At 73.1% G+C, this 19,214-nt stretch carries 20 protein-coding genes and 1 tRNA gene; 5 read left to right on the plus strand and 16 right to left on the minus strand.

What is annotated here, in order from left to right:
* Positions 1 to 109 precede the first annotated feature (109 nt).
* The 3 genes from ACFEMC_RS14360 to ACFEMC_RS14370 are packed head-to-tail and all read left to right on the plus strand — an operon-like array spanning position 110 to position 3,140.
* Positions 110 to 1,156: a hypothetical protein gene (locus ACFEMC_RS14360; protein WP_380170259.1), complete on the plus strand. Its 1,047-nt coding sequence runs from the start codon at positions 110 to 112 to the stop codon at positions 1,154 to 1,156.
* Entirely contained in the window at positions 1,156 to 1,908 is a 753-nt protein-coding gene (locus tag ACFEMC_RS14365; RefSeq protein WP_380170260.1) for an ABC transporter ATP-binding protein, read from the plus strand. The genes ACFEMC_RS14360 and ACFEMC_RS14365 overlap by 1 nt, the downstream gene beginning before the upstream one ends.
* Positions 1,908 to 3,140 carry an ABC transporter permease gene (locus ACFEMC_RS14370; RefSeq protein ID WP_380170261.1) on the plus strand — a complete coding sequence of 411 codons (1,233 nt, stop codon included), beginning with the start codon at positions 1,908 to 1,910 and terminating at the stop codon, positions 3,138 to 3,140. The genes ACFEMC_RS14365 and ACFEMC_RS14370 overlap by 1 nt, the downstream gene beginning before the upstream one ends.
* A gap of 28 nt (positions 3,141 to 3,168) precedes the next feature.
* Here the strand turns inward: ACFEMC_RS14370 and manD are convergent, their stop codons facing one another.
* The 6 genes from manD to ACFEMC_RS14400 all read right to left on the minus strand — a co-directional run bounded on the left by manD (position 3,169) and on the right by ACFEMC_RS14400 (position 9,997).
* Positions 3,169 to 4,383, minus strand: coding sequence for a D-mannonate dehydratase ManD (gene manD / locus ACFEMC_RS14375; protein ID WP_380176797.1), 1,215 nt, complete (start codon positions 4,381 to 4,383; stop codon positions 3,169 to 3,171).
* Positions 4,380 to 5,720 carry an ABC transporter substrate-binding protein gene (locus ACFEMC_RS14380; protein WP_380170262.1) on the minus strand — a complete coding sequence of 447 codons (1,341 nt, stop codon included), beginning with the start codon at positions 5,718 to 5,720 and terminating at the stop codon, positions 4,380 to 4,382. The genes manD and ACFEMC_RS14380 overlap by 4 nt, the downstream gene beginning before the upstream one ends.
* Positions 5,721 to 5,787: 67 nt before the next feature.
* Positions 5,788 to 6,690: a carbohydrate ABC transporter permease gene (locus ACFEMC_RS14385; RefSeq protein WP_380170263.1), complete on the minus strand. Its 903-nt coding sequence runs from the start codon at positions 6,688 to 6,690 to the stop codon at positions 5,788 to 5,790.
* On the minus strand, positions 6,683 to 7,645 hold the full coding sequence (locus ACFEMC_RS14390) for a carbohydrate ABC transporter permease (protein ID WP_380170264.1): 963 nt from the start codon (positions 7,643 to 7,645) through the stop codon (positions 6,683 to 6,685). The genes ACFEMC_RS14385 and ACFEMC_RS14390 overlap by 8 nt, the downstream gene beginning before the upstream one ends.
* Before the next feature lie 124 nt (positions 7,646 to 7,769).
* On the minus strand, positions 7,770 to 8,939 hold the full coding sequence (locus tag ACFEMC_RS14395; protein WP_380170265.1) for a Gfo/Idh/MocA family protein: 1,170 nt from the start codon (positions 8,937 to 8,939) through the stop codon (positions 7,770 to 7,772).
* Entirely contained in the window at positions 8,936 to 9,997 is a 1,062-nt protein-coding gene (locus tag ACFEMC_RS14400) for a Gfo/Idh/MocA family protein (RefSeq protein ID WP_380170266.1), read from the minus strand. The genes ACFEMC_RS14395 and ACFEMC_RS14400 overlap by 4 nt, the downstream gene beginning before the upstream one ends.
* Before the next feature lie 158 nt (positions 9,998 to 10,155).
* Here ACFEMC_RS14400 and ACFEMC_RS14405 point away from each other — a divergent pair, with 158 nt between their 5' ends.
* The gene (locus ACFEMC_RS14405; RefSeq protein ID WP_380170267.1) at positions 10,156 to 11,184 is read left to right on the plus strand and encodes a LacI family DNA-binding transcriptional regulator; all 1,029 of its coding nucleotides are present in this window, start codon (positions 10,156 to 10,158) and stop codon (positions 11,182 to 11,184) included.
* A 25-nt stretch (positions 11,185 to 11,209) separates the two neighbouring features.
* Here the strand turns inward: ACFEMC_RS14405 and ACFEMC_RS14410 are convergent, their stop codons facing one another.
* The 7 genes from ACFEMC_RS14410 to ACFEMC_RS14440 form a co-directional block, all read right to left on the minus strand.
* Positions 11,210 to 12,574, minus strand: a complete 1,365-nt coding sequence (locus ACFEMC_RS14410; RefSeq protein WP_380170268.1) for a cystathionine beta-synthase — start codon at positions 12,572 to 12,574, stop codon at positions 11,210 to 11,212.
* A gap of 20 nt (positions 12,575 to 12,594) precedes the next feature.
* On the minus strand, positions 12,595 to 12,942 hold the full coding sequence (locus ACFEMC_RS14415; RefSeq protein ID WP_380170269.1) for a hypothetical protein: 348 nt from the start codon (positions 12,940 to 12,942) through the stop codon (positions 12,595 to 12,597).
* Positions 12,943 to 12,953: 11 nt separating this feature from the next.
* On the minus strand, positions 12,954 to 13,787 hold the full coding sequence (locus tag ACFEMC_RS14420; protein WP_380170270.1) for a Bax inhibitor-1/YccA family protein: 834 nt from the start codon (positions 13,785 to 13,787) through the stop codon (positions 12,954 to 12,956).
* A 92-nt stretch (positions 13,788 to 13,879) separates the two neighbouring features.
* A tRNA-Leu gene (locus ACFEMC_RS14425) sits at positions 13,880 to 13,963 on the minus strand.
* A 63-nt stretch (positions 13,964 to 14,026) separates the two neighbouring features.
* Positions 14,027 to 15,346: an NAD(P)/FAD-dependent oxidoreductase gene (locus ACFEMC_RS14430; RefSeq protein WP_380170271.1), complete on the minus strand. Its 1,320-nt coding sequence runs from the start codon at positions 15,344 to 15,346 to the stop codon at positions 14,027 to 14,029.
* A 9-nt stretch (positions 15,347 to 15,355) separates the two neighbouring features.
* Positions 15,356 to 16,219 carry a uracil-DNA glycosylase gene (locus ACFEMC_RS14435; RefSeq protein WP_380176799.1) on the minus strand — a complete coding sequence of 288 codons (864 nt, stop codon included), beginning with the start codon at positions 16,217 to 16,219 and terminating at the stop codon, positions 15,356 to 15,358.
* Positions 16,220 to 16,244: 25 nt separating this feature from the next.
* Positions 16,245 to 16,688 (minus strand): SRPBCC family protein, encoded by a 444-nt coding sequence (locus ACFEMC_RS14440; RefSeq protein ID WP_380170272.1) that lies wholly within the window; start codon positions 16,686 to 16,688, stop codon positions 16,245 to 16,247.
* Positions 16,689 to 16,726: 38 nt separating this feature from the next.
* On the opposite strand from ACFEMC_RS14440, the gene ACFEMC_RS14445 reads away from it, so the two are divergent.
* Positions 16,727 to 17,098, plus strand: coding sequence for an MmcQ/YjbR family DNA-binding protein (locus ACFEMC_RS14445; RefSeq protein ID WP_380170273.1), 372 nt, complete (start codon positions 16,727 to 16,729; stop codon positions 17,096 to 17,098).
* Here ACFEMC_RS14445 and ACFEMC_RS14450 read toward each other — a convergent pair whose 3' ends face one another.
* From ACFEMC_RS14450 to ACFEMC_RS14460, 3 genes are read right to left on the minus strand one after another with little or no spacing between them, the layout of a single operon-like run.
* Positions 17,099 to 18,040 (minus strand): exopolyphosphatase, encoded by a 942-nt coding sequence (locus ACFEMC_RS14450; protein WP_380170274.1) that lies wholly within the window; start codon positions 18,038 to 18,040, stop codon positions 17,099 to 17,101.
* Entirely contained in the window at positions 18,037 to 18,555 is a 519-nt protein-coding gene (locus tag ACFEMC_RS14455; protein WP_380170275.1) for a DUF501 domain-containing protein, read from the minus strand. The genes ACFEMC_RS14450 and ACFEMC_RS14455 overlap by 4 nt, the downstream gene beginning before the upstream one ends.
* 28 nt (positions 18,556 to 18,583) lie before the next feature.
* Positions 18,584 to 19,045 (minus strand): septum formation initiator family protein, encoded by a 462-nt coding sequence (locus tag ACFEMC_RS14460; RefSeq protein ID WP_380170276.1) that lies wholly within the window; start codon positions 19,043 to 19,045, stop codon positions 18,584 to 18,586.
* Between the last annotated feature and the right edge of the window lie 169 nt (positions 19,046 to 19,214).

Raw genomic sequence — 19,214 nt, forward strand, 5'->3', positions numbered from 1 at the left:
CCTCCCCCACCCCTCTCACAGCCGCTGCTACGTTCCGGCCCAGCCGCTCGGGGGAACGGCGAAGGCACCGTGCACCAGCGACCCCCGGCTGTTCGAGAGAGGTGTCGCCGTGGGTGTCGTCCGGACCGTCGTCTTCCCTGCGCTCAGGCTCGTCGTCTGGGCGCTCATCGCGCTCGCCCTGCTGTGGATCGCGTTCGTGCGCCCGTCGGGGCGGGACGCCGACGCCGCGGCGAACCCGTCGGCCGTCGTCCAGCCGCCCGCCACCGCCATCGCCAAGGGCGACGTCGTGAACACCGTGAACCTGCAGGGCACGATCCAGGCGGACCCGGCCACGACGGTCAAGGCGACGGCCGCGGGGCAGGTCGGCAGGGTGCGCGCGGAGGTCGGCGACGTCGTCGAGAAGGGCACCCCGCTGTTCACGGTCGTCGTGACGGTCGAACCCGCCACCACCACGACCGGGACCGGGGACCCCGCCACCCCGGCCCCCGCACCCACCGCCACGACGAAGACCGTCACCGTGACGTCCACCGTCCCCGGCACCGTGGGCAGCCTCGACGTGCTCGCCGGGCAGGACGTGACCGTCGGGCAGGCCGTCGCGACGGTGAGCCCCGGGACGCTGACGGTCTCGGCCCCGCTGACGCAGGCCCAGCAGTACCGCCTCCTCAAGCCCCCGACGAGCGCCCAGGTGACTGTCCCCGGCGGCCCGGGAGCCTTCGAGTGCACCGGCCTGCGCACCGGGACCCCGACGGCCGGCGGCGAGGGCGGGTCCACGGGCGGGTCCGGCGGCGTCGACCCGTACTCCGGCGTGCCGGTCGACCCCTCGAGCGCCACGACCGGCGCGACGGTCACCTGCGCCGTCCCGGACGGGGTCCAGGTGTTCCCGGGCCTGTCGGCCGCGGTGGACGTCACGGCCGGTCAGGCGACGGGGGTCCTGCTCGCCCCGGTGACGGCGGTCCAGGGCACCGTCGGCACCGGGAAGGTCTGGACGGTCGCCGAGGACGGCAGCACGACCGAGGCGCCCGTGACGCTGGGCCTGACCGACGGCCAGAACGTCGAGATCACCGGCGGCGTCACCGAGGGCCAGCAGGTCCTGCAGTTCGTCCCGGGCACCGACACCCCGACCGACCCGAACGGCATGTACGGGATGGGCTTCTGATGAGGTCCCCCGGGCCCGGTCCGGCCGGACCGGTCGTGTCGTTGACGGACGTCTCGCGCAGCGTCCGGCTCCCCGACGGCTCCGACCTGCACATCCTCACCGGCGTCGACCTGCACGTCGCCCGCGGCGAGCACGTGGCGGTCGTCGGCCGGTCGGGGTCGGGGAAGTCGACGCTGCTGAACATCATCGGCCTGCTCGACGCCCCCACGAGCGGGCAGTACCTGCTCGACGGCGCCCCCGTCACGGGACGGTCCGCGCGCCGGACCGCGAAGCTGCGGGGTCAGACGTTCGGGTTCGTGTTCCAGCAGTTCAACCTGCTGCCCGGCCGCTCGGCGACGGAGAACGTCGCCAACCCCCTCCTCTACGGGACGGGCCGGGAGTTCCTGCGCCGCCGGCGCACCGCCCGGGAGATGCTCGAGCGGGTGGGGCTGGGCCACCGGCTGGACACCATGCCGGAGAAGCTGTCCGGTGGTGAGCAGCAGCGCGTCGCCCTGGCCCGCAGCCTCGTCCGCCGCCCCCGCGTCCTGCTGGCCGACGAACCCACCGGCGCCCTCGACGTCGACACGGGGTCGGCCGTCATGGACGTGCTCGAGGAACTCGTGCGCGTCGACGGGACGACGCTCGTCACCATCACCCACGACCTGTCCGTCGCCGCGCGGGCCGACCGGCAGTTCCGGCTCGACCACGGCGTCCTGTCCGAGATCACGGCCGACGCCGTGGCGACCGCCACCGCACACCGGGAGACGCTCTGATGGGGGTGCTGACCGGGCTGCTCGCGGCCGTCACCGAGGCGTGGAGCGAGATCCGCGTCCACCGCGTCCGCGTCGTGCTGTCCCTCGTCGGGGTGTTCCTCGCGGTGTTCGCGATGACCACGATCACGGCGGCGGGGAACATGGCGCGGCAGATGGTCGGCGAGGGCAACGAACGGGCGGCCGGCCGGCCGGCGACGCTGAACGTCAACGCCTACCCGAACGGCGTCGTGTCGGCGGAGACGACCCGGACGGCGCAGGTCGCGCTGCGTGAGGCCGCCGCCCGGCACGAGACGGCGTGGTGGGGCCTGGCCACCAAGGGGGGCAGTCAGCTCACGGTGCGGTTCCCTGCGGGGACGCAGTACGTGCAGGCCTCCACCGTCGACCCCAGCTACGGCACGATGCACCGCGTCGTCACCGAGGAGGGCCGCTGGTTCGACGGCGCCGACACCGAGGCGTTCTCGCCGCGGCTCGTCGTGAACCAGGCCTTCGCAGACCAGCTCGGCGGTTTCGACGCTGCCCGCCCGCCGACCGTCGTGCTCGGCGGCCAGACACCGGTGACGGCCACCGTCGTCGGCATCGCGGCCGGGGCCACCTACGACGAGCAGACGCCCGGCGCCTACGTCCTCAACGCCGACGCCAGCCGGTGGAACCTCACGGGCGACCCGGCGAACGGTTCGCCGCCGACCCTGGAGATGTGGGTCCCGGACGCCGACGCCGACGCGCTGGTGGCGGCCCTGCAGACCGAGGTGCAGGCCAGCCTGCCGGGGTACTCGATCTCGGTGTGGCGCCAGGACGCCGGCGACGAACTGGGGATCGTCGACACCGTCCTGGCCTACGGGGTGCGCGGCGTCGGGGTGTTCGCGCTGCTGCTCGGCGGCATCGGCGTCCTGAACGTCGGTCTGGTCACCGTGCGGCAGCGGATCCGCGAGATCGGGGTGCGCCGCAGCTTCGGCGCGACGGGCGCCCGGGTGTTCTTCGCCGTGCTGCTGGAATCGGTGGCGGCCACGTTCGTCGCCGGTCTCCTCGCGGTGATGCTCTCGATCATCCTCGTGTCGAACTTCCCGCTGGAGGCGGTCCTGCCAGCGGGGGTGACCCTGGAGGACGTCCCCCCGTTCCCCGTCTCCGCGGCCGTCGAGGGACTGCTGGCGGCCACCGCCGTCGGGGCCCTTGCAGGGCTCGTCCCGGCGACGATGGCCGTGCGGGCGAGGGTCATCGACGCGATCCGCTACTGACCGCGTCGACCGCCTGAGGGCGGGACCCTCACCAGTCGTGCAGGGTCCCGTCCAGCCGCCGGGCGACGGGCAGGTACCGCGGTTCGTACGGGAACCGGGCCGCGGCCTCCTCGTCGAACTCCACGCCGAGACCCGGGGCGTCCCCGGGGTGCATGTACCCGTCCGCGTAGGTGTACGAGGACCGGAACACCTCCCCCGCCGGGTCGCGGTGGCCCATGTGCTCCTGGATCCCGAAGTTCGGGATCGCCAGGTCCAGGTGGAGGGCGGCGGCGTGCGCCACCGGGGACAGGTCCCCCGCGCCGTGCGCGCCCGAGCGCACGCCGTACAGCTCGGCCAGCGCGTAGACCTTGCGCAGGTGCGAGATGCCGCCGGTGTGCGAGACGGACGTGCGGACGTAGTCGACGAGCCGTTCGGTGATGAGGGTCTGCACGTCCCAGATCGAGTTCAGCACCTCCCCCACGGCCAGCGGCGTCGTCGTGTGGGCCCGGATCGTCCGGAACGCCGTCTGGTCCTCGGCCGGCGTCGCGTCCTCGATCCAGAACGGCCGGTAGGGCTCCAGCGACCTGCCGAGCCGGGCCGCCTCGATCGGCGTCAGCCGGTGGTGGACGTCGTGCAGCAGGTGCACGCCGAACCCGAACCGGTCGCGGACGGCCTCGAACACCGTCGGCGCGAAGTCGAGGTAGGACGTGGTCTCCCACGTCGTCTCCTCCGGCCGCGCGCCGCTGGCCGGTTCGTAGATGCGCCCGTCGTGCTTGCTGACGCCGTACGTGCCCACGACACCGGGGACGGCGGCCTGGATCCGCACCGCGCGGTACCCCCGCTCCAGGTGCGCCGCGACGCGGTCGAGGAGTTCGGGGACGTCCCGGCCGTCGGCGTGCCCGTAGACGAGCACGCCGTCCCGGGAGGCACCGCCGAGCAACTGGTACAGCGGCAGCCCGGCGGTCTTGCCCTTGACGTCCCACAGCGCGACGTCCACCGCGGCGACGGCCGTCATGGTGACCGGCCCTCGCCGCCAGTACGCGCCCTTGTGGAGGTACTGCCAGGTGTCCTCGATGCGCGCGGGGTCGCGGCCGATCAGCAGCGGGCAGACGTGGTCGCGCAGGTAGCTCGCGACCGCGAGTTCACGTCCGTTGAGGGTCGCGTCCCCCACCCCGACGACACCGTCGCTCGTCTCGACGACGAGCGTCACGTAGTTGCGCCCGGGTGAGCTCACGACCACCCGGGCGTCGGTGATCGTGGTCAGAGCATCCCCTTGGCCGTCGTCAGCGTGCGCGAGGCGGCGTCGGCCGGGCTGGTCCGGCCGAACAGCTGCTCGGTGCCGATCGTCGTGAACTCGGTGTTCCACGCGGACGCGCCGGCCGGGGTGACCTGCGGCGGGTCGACGACCTCGGAGGCGATGGCCTGGGAGAACTCCAGCGCGATCTTCGACTGCGGCGTCAGCACGGACGCGATGTCCTCCTGCACCTTCGGGATGGCGGGGATCCCGCGTTCGGTGGTGAGGATCTTCGTCGCCTCGGGGTTGGTCAGCATGAAGTCGATGAACTTGGCGGCAGCCGCGCTCTGCTTGCTGCGCGCCGAGACCGACCAGTACATCGAGGCCTTGTTGACCATGCGGGGGGACTCGCCCGTCTTCTGCGCCGGCAGCCGCAGCAGCTTGAGCTCGTTGCCGCTGGCGGCGGCGAAGGCGGAGATCTGCGTGTGGAACTGAAGGTGGAACGCGGACTTGTTCGTCGCGAAGAGGGAGGCGTCCAACGCCGCGGTGCTGTTCTCGCTCTGGACGGAGGCCGCGGGCGTCGCCCCGGCCGAGACCAGGGAGTCGGCGTACTCGAAGAAGGCCCGCACGGTGGCCTCGTCGGCGGCCTTCTGGCCGTCCTTGGGGAAGATCTCCTGTTCGAACTGCCGCACCCAGGCCCCGACCTCGGCGGTGCCCGAGCCGTAGCCGTCGAACCCGACGACGCCCTGCGCACCGAGCTTGGAGGAGACCTGGGCGGCGATGTCGCGGAACTGCTCCCAGGTCCAGGTCTTGTCGTCGGGCATCGCGATCCCAGCCTGCTGCAGCAGGACGGGGTTCACCCCGACGGAGAAGTTGCCGACGCCGATGGGCGCACCGACCAGCTTGCCGTCGACCTTCCCGGTGTCGAGCACCTTGGTGTCCATCGCCGACAGGTCGAGGTCGTCCTCGACGGACCCGAGGTCCAGCAGGGCGCCGCGCGTGCCGTAGGCCGCGATGTAGGCCTCGTCCATCTGGATCACGTCGGGCGAGTCGTTGGCCGCGGTGCTCGTGGCGAGCTTGTCCCAGTAGGACGTCCACTCGGAGTTCTCCACGGACACCTTGATGCCCGGGTTGGCCTTCTCGAACGCGGCCGCCGCCTGCTGCGTCAGCTTCAGGCGCGAGTCGTTGCCCCACGTCGAGACGCGCAGGGTGCCGTCCCCGGAGGCCGAGGAGCCGCCGGAGCTGCCGGGGGCGCAGGCCGCGAGGGCGGTGAGGGAACTGGCGGCGGCCAGGGCGGTCACGGCCTGGCGACGGGAGGGGCCGGAGGGGTTCGCGGGGGTGGCAGGGGTCAGGTGCACGTCGGTCATGTCAGCGAGGCCGTTCTCGTCGAGGGTGAGCGGTGCGGGAGGTCGTGCAGGAGGTGTGGTGCAGGGATCACTTGCCGCCGGTCGTGGCGATCCCCTTGACCAGGAAGCGCTGACCGAACAGGAACACCAGGAACAGCGGCACGAGCGTCACGATGGACATCGCGAACATGGCACCCCAGTTGCTGCCGCTGGTGGCGTCCAGGAACTGCTTCAGGGCCACCGGGACGGTGTGGGCGTTCGGGTCGGTCAGGTAGATCAGCGGGGTGAAGAAGTCCGACCACGTCCAGATGAACGTGAAGATGGCCGTCGTCGCCAGCGCCGGCCCCATGAGCGGCAGCATCACCCGCAGGAAGATGCGGCCGTGACCGCAGCCGTCGATGCGCGCGGCCTCGTCCAGCTCCCGCGGGATCCCGCGGATGAACTGCACCATGAGGAAGATGAAGAACGAGTCGGTGGCCAGGAACTTCGGCAGGATCAGCGGGACGAACGTGTTCGTCCACCCCAGGTTGTTGAACAGGATGTACTGCGGCACCAGCACGACGTGGATCGGCACCATGACCGTGATCAGCATGATCGCGAACCACAGCGTCCGGAACCGGAACCGGCAGCGGGCGAAGGCGTAGGCCGCCAACGAGCACGCGAACAGGTTCCCGGCCACCGCACCCACGACGACGATCGCCGAGTTGACGATGTAGTGCCCGAACGGCTGCGCCAGTGCGGTCCAGCCGCCGGTGTAGTTCTGCAGCACCAGGTCGTTGATCCACAACCCCGGCGTCCGGAAGATGACCTCGGTGGGCCGGAAGCTGGAGACGAGCAGCCACAGCAGCGGGTAGATCATGACGACGCTGACCGCGATGAGCACCAGGTGCTTCACGGTCGAGCGCGCCAGGGACCGGCCGGGACGACGCCGGGGGGCGGGCCGTTGGGGCACCGCCGCGAGCGGGGCGGGGCTCTCCTGGAGATCAGTCATCGTAGAACACCCAGAACCTCGACAGCAGGAAGTTGAGAGCCGTCAGCACGCCGACGATGAGGACGAGCAGCCACGCCATCGCGGCGGCGTACCCCATCTCGAACTGGCCGAAGCCCTTCTGGTACAGGTACAGCGAGTAGAACATCGTGGAGTCCGCCGGCCCACCGGTGCCGCCCGAGACGACGAACGCCTGGGTGAAGGACTGGAACGCGTTGATGAGCTGCAGCACGAGGTTGAAGAAGATGATGGGCGACAGCAGCGGCAACGTGATCCGGCGGAACCGCGTCCACCGCGTCGCCCCGTCGACCGACGCGGCCTCGTGGTACATGACGGGGATCTGCCGCAGACCGGCCAGGAAGATCACCATCGGGGACCCGAACGTCCACACGTGCAGCAGGATGATCGTCCACAACGCGTAGCTGGGGTCCGAGACCCACCCGATCGAGGTCTGGATCCCCACGGCCCCCAACAGCTGGTTCACCAGCCCCTCGGTGCCGAACATCTGCCGCCACAGCAGGGCGATCGCGACCGACCCGCCCAGCATCGAGGGCAGGTAGAAGATCGACCGGTACAACGCCAGCCCGCGCATCCCCCGGTCCAGGACGATCGCGACCGCCAGGGCGAAGGCCAGCTGCAGCGGGACGCCGACGACGACGTAGGTGAACGTGACCTTCAGCGAGTGGTGCAGCCGGTCGTCGTTCAGCATGTCCACGTAGTTCTGGACGCCGATCCACTCCGGCGGCTGCAGCAGGCTGTACCGGGTGAACGACAGGTACAGGCTGGCCAGCATCGGCCCGATGGTGATGACGGCCAGGCCGAGGAACCAGGGTGCGAGGAACAGGTACGCGGCCTTGTTGTCGCGGTTGTTCTCCCGGCGCAGCGCCGCCTTCTCCTGCGGCGTGCGGGCCCGCCCGCGCCCTGAGCGCAGGGTGGACAGTTCGGAGATGGCGCTCACCGCGGACACCTCCCGCGGGGCGGGGTCGACGGTCGCAGGGACCGACTGTGGGACATGGACACACCTCTCCGGTCGTCGTCGAGTCCAGGGGTGGTGCTGGTCGAACGGGGTGGGACGGGTGGCGTCAGGCCCGGGACATCCGGGCGGTGACGCGGTCGGCGGGCAACCCGCCGTCGAGCCGGTGGTAGAACCCCCGGTCGGGCGTGAGGTCCGCGCGGGCCACCGTCTCCCCCTCGAGGGAGGAGGCGTACAGCGCCGTGACGAACTCCATCGTGGGACGGGTGCTCGCCAGGGTCGTCGGGTGGGGCCGGCCCGCGAGCAGGTCGCCGACGAGGTCGTGGATCTGCGCGGCGTGGTTGGACGGCACGTCCTGTCCGGCCGAGGCGGTCCAGACGTCCGTCGCGGCCGAGGAACCGGTGGAACGCTGCCCGGCACCGGGGTCCGTGCCGTTGGCCGCGGCGGTCCGCGCGTCCGGCAGCGGGTACCACGACCAGTCGGCGTCGGTGTACCCGTAGAGGTGCTCCACCTCGAGGGTCCCCGCCGTGGTGTCGATCCGGATCCGGCTCGTCTCGCGCGGGGAGAGCAGGCTCGTGGTCACCGAGGCGACGGCCCCGCTGGCGAACGTCACCGAGGCGGTGGAGACGTCCTCGAACTCCACGGGCCGGGCCACGCGGGTCGCACGGGCGTCCACGGTCCGCCACTCCCCCAGCAGGTGCAGCAGGAGGTCGATCTGGTGGATGCCGTGCCCGAGCGTGGGACCGCCGCCCTCCCCGGCCCAGTTCCCCCGCCAGGCGGGGTCGAAGTAGCTGTCCGGCCGGTACCAGAGGGTCTCGCACACGGCGACCTGCGGAACCCCGAGGGTTCCCTCGGCCAGGAGCCGGTGGGCCCGCTTGGCCCCGGAACCGTGACGGTGCTGGAACACCACGAACACCGCGCCCGGGCTCGTCGCCTCCGCCTGCGCGATCCGGTCCATGTCGGCGAGGTTGACCGTCGGGGGTTTCTCCAGCAGCACGCAGGCGCCGAGCCCGAGCAGTTCGACCGTGGTGTCGGTGTGCGTGCCGGGCGGGGTGCAGACGGAGACCAGCTGGACGTCCTGGGCGACCAGGTCGGACAGCGAGGTGCAGGCGCGGGCACCGACCTCGGCCGCGAACGCCTCCGCCGCCGCCGGGTCCACGTCGTGCACCGCGACGAGTTCGACGCGCGGGTCGGCGGCGTAGGCGCGGCCGTGCGAGCGGGCGATGCCGCCGCAGCCGACGATCCCGACGCGCAGCACGTCCTCGCCCGCGGGGTTCACTGCGCCGCCCCCGTCATCCGGGCGTCGCGCTGGGCGGTGAGGGCGATGCGCATCACCTCGAACGTGTGCGCCTGCGGGCAGGCCGTCTCGGTGCGGTGGCGCACGTCGTGGACGAGGGCCGGGTAGTACGGCAGGTCCACGTCCGAGCAGTCGATCCGCTGCGTCGTCTCCCCGTCGACGAGGAACAGGTGGTCCCCACCCTCGCGGCCGGCGAGGTCGACGTACTTGCGCAGCTCGATGAAGCCCTCGGTGCCCAGGATCGTCATCCGCCCGTCGCCCCACGTGGGCAACCCCTGCGGGGTGTACCAGTCCACCCGGACGTACCCGTGGGCGTGGTCGGAGGCCAGCGTCATCTCCCCGAAGTCCTGCATCCCCGGGGACTCGGGGTGGGTGTAGTTCGCCACCGTGCTCGCGACGACCTCGCCGGTGCTCGATCCGGTGTAGAAGAGGAACTGGTCGACCTGGTGGCTGGCGATGTCGGCGAGGATCCCGCCGGTGCGGTGCCGGTCGTAGAACCACTCCGGCCGGCCCTCGCCGCCGGCGAGGTGGGCGCGGTCGCCCTCGCGGTGCGGACCCAGCCCGATCGTCTGCACGACGCGGCCGATCCGTCCGGCCTGCACCAGTTCCCCCGCCTTGACCGCCGCGCGGACCTCGAACCGCTCGGAGAACGTCACCGACCAGAACCGGCCCGATTCGGCGACGGCCTTCTCGACCTCCTCGAGCTGGTCGAGGGTGACGCAACCGGGCTTGTCGGCGACGACGTCCTTGCCGCCGCGCAGCGCCTGGACGGCGATCGGGCCGCGGCGGTCGGGGACGGCCGCGGTGACGACGAGGTCGACGTCGGGATGGGTCAGCAGGGCGTCGACGTCGTCGAACCACGGCACGTCGGGCCAGCGCTGCGCGACGGTGCGGGCGACGGCCGCCGCGGGGTCGTCGGAGGCGAACCCCACGAGCTCGCAGCCCTGGCCGAGCAGGCCGGCGATCTGCCCGAGCGCGTGGGGGTGGTCCAGACCGACCGCAGCGAACCGCAGGGGTCGGTCCTGGGGAGGAGTGCTCACCGTGGGTCCCATCTCGGAGGCGGTGTCGACCACCAGAGTGATCGATAATCTTCGTTGACTGCGGGTACTCTAGTTATCGATCACTCGGGGTGTCAACGACATTCGGGAAGCGGTTTCCCGAGAGGTGGGCCGTGGTACGACAAAGCACGCAGACCGGCATGCCGGCGAAGAAGCCGACGATCTACGAGGTCGCGGCGCTGGCCGGGGTCTCGCACCAGACGGTCTCCCGGTACCTGCGCGGCAACGGCGGTCTGCGGCCGGACACGTCCGAGCGGGTCGAGGCCGCCATCGGTCAGCTGAACTACCGGCCGAACCTCATCGCCCGCTCGATGCGCACGCGACGCACGGGGCGCCTGGCCCTGCTCGTGCCGTCCACGACGGGGCTGCCGCTGCGGTTGATCTCGGCCGTGGTGTCCGGCGCCCACGACGCCGGCTACGCCGTCGACCTCATCGGCCGCGAGGGCGCGGCCGGTGCTCCCGGCGCCGGCGCCGACCACTGGCAGGACGTCGCCGACTCCGGTGAGTTCGAGGGGGTCCTCACCCTGGGGTCCGGACCGCACACCCCGCAGGCCACGGGCACCACGGCCGTGGTGGCGGTGACCCACTACGACGACGAGATGCGCACCCGCGGGGCCCTGGCCGACGGCGCCGTCTGCGGGCAGATCGTCCGGGCGCTCGCCGACCTCGGGCACCGGCACTTCCTGCACGTCAGCGGCCCGGCCGAGTACGCCTCGGCCCGCAACCGCCAGCAGGTCTTCCTCGAGACCACGGCCGAGCTGGGTCTGTCCGCCACCGTCGTCGCGGGTGACTGGAAGGGGCGGTCCGGGCACGACGCCGTGATGGGTCTGCCGCGGGACACGCCGGTCACGGCCGTCGTCGCCGGCAACGACCACTCCGGCCTCGGGGCGATGCGCGCCGCGGTCGAGCGCGGGTGGCGCGTGCCCCGCGACCTCAGCGTCTTCGGCTGGGACGACCACGACTGCGGGCGGTTCAGCACACCCACCCTGTCGACGGTGGCCAACGACGTCGAGCGCCAGGGCCGCGAGGCGGTCCAGCGGCTGGTGGCGCTGATCCGCGGGGAGGAGCCCCCCGCGCCGGACCCGCGGTCGGTGCACACGTTCCTGCCGCGCGAGTCGATCGGGCCGGCCCCCGTGAAGCGCCCGCGGCTGCGTCCCCCGCACGGCTGAGCCGGCGGGGGCCGCAGCCCACGTGTCAGTGCGAGAGCGCCAGGTAGGCCAGCAGGTCGTGCCGGGTGATGACGCCGACGGGCTTGCCGTCCTCGACCACGACGGCCGCGTCCGCGGTGGAGAAGACCTCGCGCGCGTCGGCGACGGACTGACCCGCCCCGACGAGCGGCAGCGGCGGACCCATGTGGGCGCTGACCGCGTCCGACATCTTCGCCTTGCCCGTGAACAGCGCGTCCAGGACGGCGCGCTCGTTGACCGAGCCGGCGATCTCCCCCGCCATGACGGGCGGCTCGGCACCGACGACGGGCAGCTGCGAGACGCCGTACTCGCGCATGATCTCGATGACGTCGTGGACCGTCTCGGTCGGGTGCGTGTGCACGAGGGCCGGCAGCCCGGCCGACTTCTGCCGCAGCACGTCGGCGACGGTGCCGCCCTCCTCGGAGTCGAGGAAGCCGTAGGAGGCCATCCAGTCGTCGTTGAAGATCTTGCCGAGGTAGCCGCGGCCGGAGTCCGGCAGCAGCACGACGACGACGTCGTCCGGGCCGAGGTCCTTGGCCGCGCGCAGGGCCGCCACGACCGCCATGCCGCAGGAGCCGCCGACGAGCAGGCCCTCCTCGCGGGCGAGACGGCGGGTCATCTGGAAGGAGTCCGCGTCGGAGACGGCGATGATCTCGTCGGGGACGGAGGGGTCGTAGGCCGTGGGCCAGAAGTCCTCCCCCACACCCTCGACGAGGTACGGACGGCCGGTGCCGCCGGAGTAGACCGAGCCCTCCGGGTCCGCGCCGACGACGCGGACCGGCCCCTGCTCCTTGAGGTAGCGCCCGGTGCCGGTGATGGTCCCGCCGGTGCCCACCCCCGTGACGAAGTGCGTGACCTTGCCCTCGGTGTCGGCCCAGATCTCCGGACCGGTCGTCTCGTAGTGGCTGCGCGGGCCGTGCACGTTGCTGTACTGGTCCGGCTTCCAGGCGCCCTCGATCTCGCGGACGAGGCGGTCGGAGACCGAGTAGTAGGACTGCGGGTCCTCCGGCGGCACGGCCGTCGGGCAGACGACGACCTCGGCGCCGTACGCCTTGAGGACGTTGCGCTTGTCGACGCTGACCTTGTCGGGGCAGACGAAGACGCACTTGTACCCGCGCTGCTGGGCGACGAGGGCGAGGCCGACACCGGTGTTGCCGCTCGTCGGCTCGACGATCGTCCCGCCCGGCTCGAGGGACCCCTCGGCCTCGGCGGCCTCGATCATGCGGGTGGCGATGCGGTCCTTCACGGAGCCGCCCGGGTTGAGGTACTCGACCTTCGCGAGGACGGTGCAGGCCAGGCCCTCGGTCACCTTGTTGAGCTTGACCAGCGGGGTTCCGCCCACGAGGTCGACGACGGTCTCGGCGTAGCGCATGGACGCCATCATCCCAGGAGCTACAGGGCCCTCCGCACACGGACGAGCACGTCGTGGGCCGCGTCCAGCGTGGTGGCGTCCCCGCAGCGGAGGACGTCCGCTCCGAGGACCGCGAGCTGGTCGCCGAGGCCGTGCGTCGCGAGCCGCGGCACCGTGCGCCGTGGCTGTCCCTCGGCGTCAGCCGCGAGGTCGGCCAGGTCCTGCGCGGCGGCGCGGACGACGTCGGCGGCCGACGTGCTCTCCCCCGGCCGCGGGCGGTCCAGGCGCGTGAGGGGCAGTCCCCGGATGCGGTCGGTCTGCAGGGCCAGGAGACGCGAGAGCTCGGTGCGCCGGGACTCCGGCGCACCGAGCTCGTCGGTGGTGCTCACGCTGCTGCGCGTCAGTCGTTGCCCCGCAGGATGGCGATGAGGCGCAGGATCTCCAGGTACAGCCAGACCAGCGTCACCATGAGGCCGAAGCCCGCGCGCCAGGACTCCCTGACCGGCAGCCCGTTCTTGATGCCCTGCTCGATGTAGTCGAAGTCGAGGACGAGGAACAGCGAGGCCAGGACGACGCCGAACGCGCTGACCAGGACGGCGAGCGGCCCGCCGCCGGAGTAGATGCTCGTGCCCCCGAAGAGCGCGAACGCGAGGTTCGCGAGGCCGAACACCAGGTACCCGACACCCGCGATGAGCAGGATCTTGGTGAACTTCGGGCTGTTCCGGATGACGCCCGTCTTGTAGGCGATGAGCATCCCGGCGAACGCGGCCAGCGTGCCGAGGACGGCCTGCTGGACGATCCCGTTGTACAGCGAGGCGTAGAACGTCGAGATGGCGCCGACGAACACGCCCTCGAGGGCCGCGTAGGCGAACATGACGCCGGGACGGACCTTCTTGGACACCTGCGCCCAGATCCCGAGGACCATGGCGACGAGGGCCGGCACGATGACGAGCTCGAAGCCCATGCCGCTGCGGACACCGAGGTACCCGACGCCGGCACCGACGAGCAGGACGGCGAAGAGCGACGCCGTCCGCAGGACGACGTCGTCGAGGGTCATGCGGCGCGACTGCGCCGCGGTGGCGGACGGCTTCTGGTACCAGTCCTCGAGCGTGCGCGCGGAGGCGTCGGGCGCGTCGACGGGGCGACGCTGCGCCGAGCTGGGCGCGTCGAACGTGGCGTAACCGTTCCGCTTCCACTCGTTGCTGCGCGCGAAGACCGGGTTCTTGCTCTCCATGGCTCCCCTCCGGAGCGGGTGCTGTTGACCGTGCCAACGCCCCGCACCCTGGAACGGTTCCGGAGTCCGGTCACAGGATCATCACGATGGAGTACCCGGGACGGGGATCGAACCCGCACGCCGCGAACGGCCCGGGGGTTTAAGCCCCGTGCGCCTACCAGTTACGCCACCCGGGCTCACGCCCACCACCGCGTCGGGCTCATCCTGCCAGCAGCGGTCGTGCCGCCGGGTCGGGGTCGTCAGGACCGGGCCGCGCGCTCGAACTCCGCGAAGGGGTGCGACAGCGCCGTCATCGCCACGGCCTCGCGGTGGAAGAGCGCGGCCTGCACCCAGCCGAGCAGCACCCCGGCCTTGCGGCTCGGCGTCGGCACCTTGGACAGGTGGTAGAGCCGGTGCACCAGCCAGGCCGGGTACCCCCGCACGCGGACTCCCCGCAGCTCGGCGACGCCCTGGTGCAGACCGAGGGAGGCCACGGACCCCACGTCGGCGTGCCGGTACTCGCGGGGCCGTCCGCCGCGCAGCACCGCGAGGACGTTGTCCGCCAGTCGGCGCGCCTGCCGCACGGCGTGCTGGGCGTTCGGGGCGCACGTCGCGCCGGGCCGGGTGAGGTCCGGCACGGCGGCGCTGTCGCCCGCGCCCCAGGCGCCCACGACCCCCTCGACGCGCAGGTCGGCCCCCACCCGCAGCCGGTGGTCCTCGTCGAGGGGCAGGTCGGTCGCCTCCAGCACGGGGTGGGCCTTGACCCCCGCCGTCCACACGACGGTGCCGGCCTCCAAGGCCCGCCCGTCGGACAGCACGACGCAGCCGTCCGTGCAGGACGTCATCGTGGTGCCCAGCGCCACCTCGATCCCCCGGTCGGCCAGCACGCCCAGGGCGTAGCGCCCGAGCCCCTCCCCGACCTCGGGCAGGATGCGGCCCGTGGCCTCGACGAGCACGAAGCGCAGGTCGGACGTCGTCAGACCGGGGTGCAGGCGCAGCGCGTAGCGCGCCATGTCCTCCAGCTCGCCGATGGCCTCGACCCCCGCGTACCCGCCGCCGACGAAGACGAACGTGAGCGCCCGCTCCCGCACGGCCGGGTCGGTCGACGCCTCGGCGAGGTCGAGCCGGCTGAGGACGTGGTTGCGCAGGTGCACGGCCTCCTCGACGCTCTTGAAGCCGACGGCGTGCTCGGCCAGGCCGGGCACCGGGGCCGTCCGCGCCACCGAACCAGGGGCCAGCACCACGACGTCGTAGTCGAGGTCGCGTTCGGCGCCGTCGACGGTGCGGACGACCGCCCGCCGCTGCGCGTGGTCGAGCCGGACGACGTCCCCGGTCACGACCTCGGCTCCGTCCCCCACGCCGGACAGGCTGCGCCGCAAGGAGACGACGACGTTGCGGGCGTCGATGGAACCGGCCGCCGCCTCGGGCAGGAACGGGTGGTAGGTCATGTAGCCGCGCGGGTCGACGACCGTCACGCGCAGCTCGCCGGACCGCGCGCGGCGCAGGAGCCGCAGCGTCGTGGTGAGCCCGACGTGGCCGCCGCCCACCACGAGGACGCGGGTGGGGGCGGACCGGAGCACGGCCAGAGCCTACGAGCCGGCACCGAGCGGGCCGTGCGGGCCGTCCTGCCCGCGGCCGACCGCCGCCGCGCGGGCGACGACGGCGTCGAGCATGGCCTCGGTGAGCCGGCCCGTGGAGGTGTTCTGCTGGCTGACGTGGTAGCTGCCGAGCAGCCGGACGGGTCCGTGCGGCCCGCCGAGCTCGGCCTCGGCGCCGTGGCCGAACCGAGGCTGCGGCCGCGGGACGTCCCACCCGGCTCGGCGGGCCGCGGAGAGGGCGCTGGCCCAGGCGAACGCCCCGAGGGCCAGGACGACGCGCAGGTCGGCCGCGACGAGCGCGAGCTCGGCGTCCAGCCAGCCGGCGCAGGTGTCGCGTTCGGTGGGGGTGGGCTGGTTGTCCGGTGGCGCGCAGCGGACCGGGGCGACGATGCGGGTGTCGAGCAGTTCCAGACCGTCGGCCGCGTGCACCGACGTCGACTGGTTCGCCAGGCCGGCCCGGAACAGGGCCCGGACGATCCAGTCGCCGGACCGGTCACCGGTGAAGACGCGGCCCGTGCGGTTCCCGCCGTGCGCTGCGGGAGCGAGGCCCCAGACGAGGACGCGGGGGGCCGCGACCCCCAGGCTCGGCACGGGGCGACCCCAGTAGGGCTCGAACCGGAACGCGCGCCGCTTCGTGCGCGCCACGTCCTCGCGCCACGTGACGAGCCGCGGGCAGGCGCGGCAGACGCAGGTCCGCGCGGACAGCTCCGCGAGGTCGGTCAGCGCGAGCTCGCGCACGTCGACCGCCGACCGGGCCACCGGCGTCCGCGGGGACGACGGGTCCCCCGGCCACCCGGTCCCCGGCGGGACGGGAGAGGCGTACGGCTCCCCCGTCCCGGGGTGCTCGGCGGGGATCGTCACGGGTGGGGTCAGCGGGCCGTCAGCGGGCCACGGCGTCCGCGAGGTTGTCGAGGAGCTCGCCGTAGATACGGTCCAGGCCGCGGGGGGCGAAGGTGCGCTCGAAGAAGCCGCCGATGCCGGTCGCGCCGTTCCACTCGCTCGTCACGACGACCTCGGCGGCGTCGGGTCCGTCGTCCTCGACGCGCCACGTCGTCACGAGCGTGGAGTTCGCGTCGCTCTCCACCAGGGCGTGCCGGTCGGTCGCGCTGACCGTCGCGTGCACGTCGCGGACGCGCTTCTTCGTGGCGTGCAGCTTCCACCGCACCTGCGTCCCCGGCCCCTGGCCGCCCTCGACCACCTCGTAGTCGGTGAACTGCTCGGGCAGGAGGCGGGGCCGCGTGCCGCGGTAGTCGGCCAGTGCGGCGAGGACGCGCGCGGCGGGCGCGTCGATGCGTCGAGTGGTCGTGGCGGTCACGGTGCTCATGCTTCCCACCCTGCCAGAACTGCGGTTGGCTCAACGGCATGGTGACGAGCGGCACGCTGCGCGCCTGGGCGCTCGAGCTCCCCGGGACGCACGAGGAGGAGACGTGGGGCGCGGCGACCTTCCGGGTCGGGGCGAAGATCTTCGTCATCGTGCGCGAGGAGGACGGCGAGGGCGGGACCGCGTCCGTGAAGGCGTCGAAGGCCGACCAGGCCGAGCTCATCGCGGGCGACGGCGCGACGTACGGGATCGCCTCCCACGTGGGGCGGTTCGGGTGGGTCGAGGTGCGGCTGTCCCGGGCAGACCCGGTCGAGCTGCGCTCGGTCGTCCTGGAGGCGTGGCGCCGGACGGCGGGCAAGCGCCTCCAGCTCGCGCTCCCCGACCACCTGCGGGCCCTGCTCCCCGCGCGATGATCAGAGGGTGCGGGCGAGGGCGACGGCGATGCCGTCGAGGATGTCGTGCTCGCTCGTGACGACCTCGGTGACGCCCGCCCGCTCGGCGACGTGCTCGAGCACGCTCGCCCAGACGAGGGCCCCGGCGCCGATGACGTCGACGCGGCCGGGGTGCACGAAGGGCATCGCGGCGCGTTCGGCGCGCGTGGCGTGCAGGAGGCGCTCGCACGCCGCGAGCACCTGCTCCAGCGGCAGGCGGACGCCGTGCAGGCAGCCGGGCGTGTACTCGGCGAGGTCCACCGCGGCGGCGGTGAGCGTCGTGACGGAGCCGGCGACGCCGACGAGCGTGCGCGTCCGCTCGACCGGGACGTCGCTGCCGGCGAGGACGGCCCGCACGTCGGCGCGGGCCGCGGCGACCTCGTCTGGCGTGGGCGGGTCGCCGTGCAGGTGGCGCTCGGTCATCCGGACCGACCCCATGTCGAGGGACCGGGCGGCGCGCACGACCTCCTCGCCCAGGACGAGCTCGGTGGAACCGCCCCCGAGGTCGACGACGAGGTACGGGGACTCCTCGGGCGCGAGGTCGGCCGTGGCGCCGGCGAAGCTCAGCGCCGCCTCCTCCTCCCCCGTCACGACGTCGGGGTCCACGCCGAGCCGGGCACGGACGCCCGCCGCGAACTCGTCGCGGTTGGACACGTCCCGCGACGCCGAGGTCGCGACGAACCGGACGGCCTCGGGAGCGTGGCGGGCCACGAGCTCGGCCGCGCGGTCGAGGGCGGCGAAGGTGCGCTCGAGCGCCTCGGGCGCGAACGCCCCCGTGCGGTCGACTCCCTGGCCGAGGCGGACGACCTCCATCGTCCGTTCCAGCTCGTGGGCGGCCCCCGTGACCGGGTCGACGTCGGCGACGAGCAGGCGCAGGGAGTTCGTCCCGCAGTCGACGGCCGCGACGCGACGGACGGCGCTCACGCGTCGGCCGGGGTGTGCGGGCAGGTGGCGGGCCAGCCGCCGTCGGCGGCGAGCCGCTCCAGCGTCTCGTCGCCGATGGGGTTGACCCCGGAGCCCGCCGCGAGGGCGTGGCCGACGAGCGCGTGCAGGCACTTCACGCGCGTGGGCATCCCCCCGCAGGAGATGCCCGCGATCTCGGGGACGTCGGCGTCGCCCAGCGCGGCGCGGCGGCGCAGCAGGTCCTCGTGGGCGCGTTGGTAGGCGGCGGCGAGCTCGGGATCGGCGGCGATCCGGTCGGTCATCTCGCGCATGAGGCCCGACGCCTCGAGCGTGCTGATGGCCCCGGCGGCGATCGGGTCGACGAGGTAGTACGTCGTCGGGAACGGCGTGCCGTCCGGCAGCCGGGGGGCGGTCTCGACGACGTCCGGTCGACCGCACAGGCAGCGGTGGGCGATGCCGACGACACCGCGCGGGACCCGGCCCAGCCGGCCGGCGATGCTGTCCAGGTCGGCCTGGGTGGCGGGGGTCGAGCTCACGGCCTGCCTTCTCGGGGTGTTCTGGGGTCTAGGGGGCGCTGCTGGAGCTGGTGCCGGACGAGCCGAGCCCCGGGGTGACCGGCGGCGGCGCGTCACCGGGGTTGCCCGCCAGGCGCAGCGACTCCCAGACGTTCTCGTACCAGGCGGCCGACGGCTTGGGGACCGTCGTGGCGGCCTGCTGCGGGGAGACGTCGTCGGCCTCGCTGCTGCCGTCGACGACGTAGGGCACCTCGCCGGGCATGACGTACCGCAACCGCTCACGGGCCTGGATGACCACGTACGCGTCGTCGTTCCAGCGGGCCTGCTCGGCCTTGGCGGCCGCGAGGTCGTCCTGCTGCTGGGCGATCTGGGCGTTGAGCCGGCCGATCTCCGAGCGCTGCTCCAGCCACTTCTGCAGGCTGGGCACGAGGAAGATCGCGAGGAGCAGGACCACGGCCGACAGCACGAGGACGCGCGGTCCACGGGTGCGCCGGCGTTCGGCCGGACTCATCGTGGCGGCGCTGCGACCACGGGTCGCCGGCGCCGGACGCGACCCGCTGCGGGCCGTGCTGCCGGGGCCACGTCCCGCTGCCGGGCGCGCGCTCTGCCGGGGTGCGCCGTTGCGCCCCGCAGCCCCCGCCGAGCGGGAGGGGCTGCGGGGCGCAGTCGGACGTCGCGTC

Source organism: Kineococcus sp. DHX-1, from assembly GCF_042473625.1.
GTDB lineage: Bacteria > Actinomycetota > Actinomycetes > Actinomycetales > Kineococcaceae > Kineococcus.

Coding starts and splice junctions, on each gene's coding strand:
- ACFEMC_RS14380 (WP_380170262.1), bottom strand. CDS start 5,720: ATGACCGACGTGCACCTGACCCCTGCCACCCCCGCGAACCCCTCCGGC.
- ACFEMC_RS14460 (WP_380170276.1), bottom strand. CDS start 19,045: ATGAGTCCGGCCGAACGCCGGCGCACCCGTGGACCGCGCGTCCTCGTG.
- ACFEMC_RS14365 (WP_380170260.1), top strand. CDS start 1,156: ATGAGGTCCCCCGGGCCCGGTCCGGCCGGACCGGTCGTGTCGTTGACG.
- ACFEMC_RS14445 (WP_380170273.1), top strand. CDS start 16,727: ATGGTGACGAGCGGCACGCTGCGCGCCTGGGCGCTCGAGCTCCCCGGG.
- ACFEMC_RS14370 (WP_380170261.1), top strand. CDS start 1,908: ATGGGGGTGCTGACCGGGCTGCTCGCGGCCGTCACCGAGGCGTGGAGC.
- ACFEMC_RS14405 (WP_380170267.1), top strand. CDS start 10,156: ATGCCGGCGAAGAAGCCGACGATCTACGAGGTCGCGGCGCTGGCCGGG.
- ACFEMC_RS14410 (WP_380170268.1), bottom strand. CDS start 12,574: ATGCGCTACGCCGAGACCGTCGTCGACCTCGTGGGCGGAACCCCGCTG.
- ACFEMC_RS14440 (WP_380170272.1), bottom strand. CDS start 16,688: ATGAGCACCGTGACCGCCACGACCACTCGACGCATCGACGCGCCCGCC.
- ACFEMC_RS14420 (WP_380170270.1), bottom strand. CDS start 13,787: ATGGAGAGCAAGAACCCGGTCTTCGCGCGCAGCAACGAGTGGAAGCGG.
- ACFEMC_RS14385 (WP_380170263.1), bottom strand. CDS start 6,690: ATGACTGATCTCCAGGAGAGCCCCGCCCCGCTCGCGGCGGTGCCCCAA.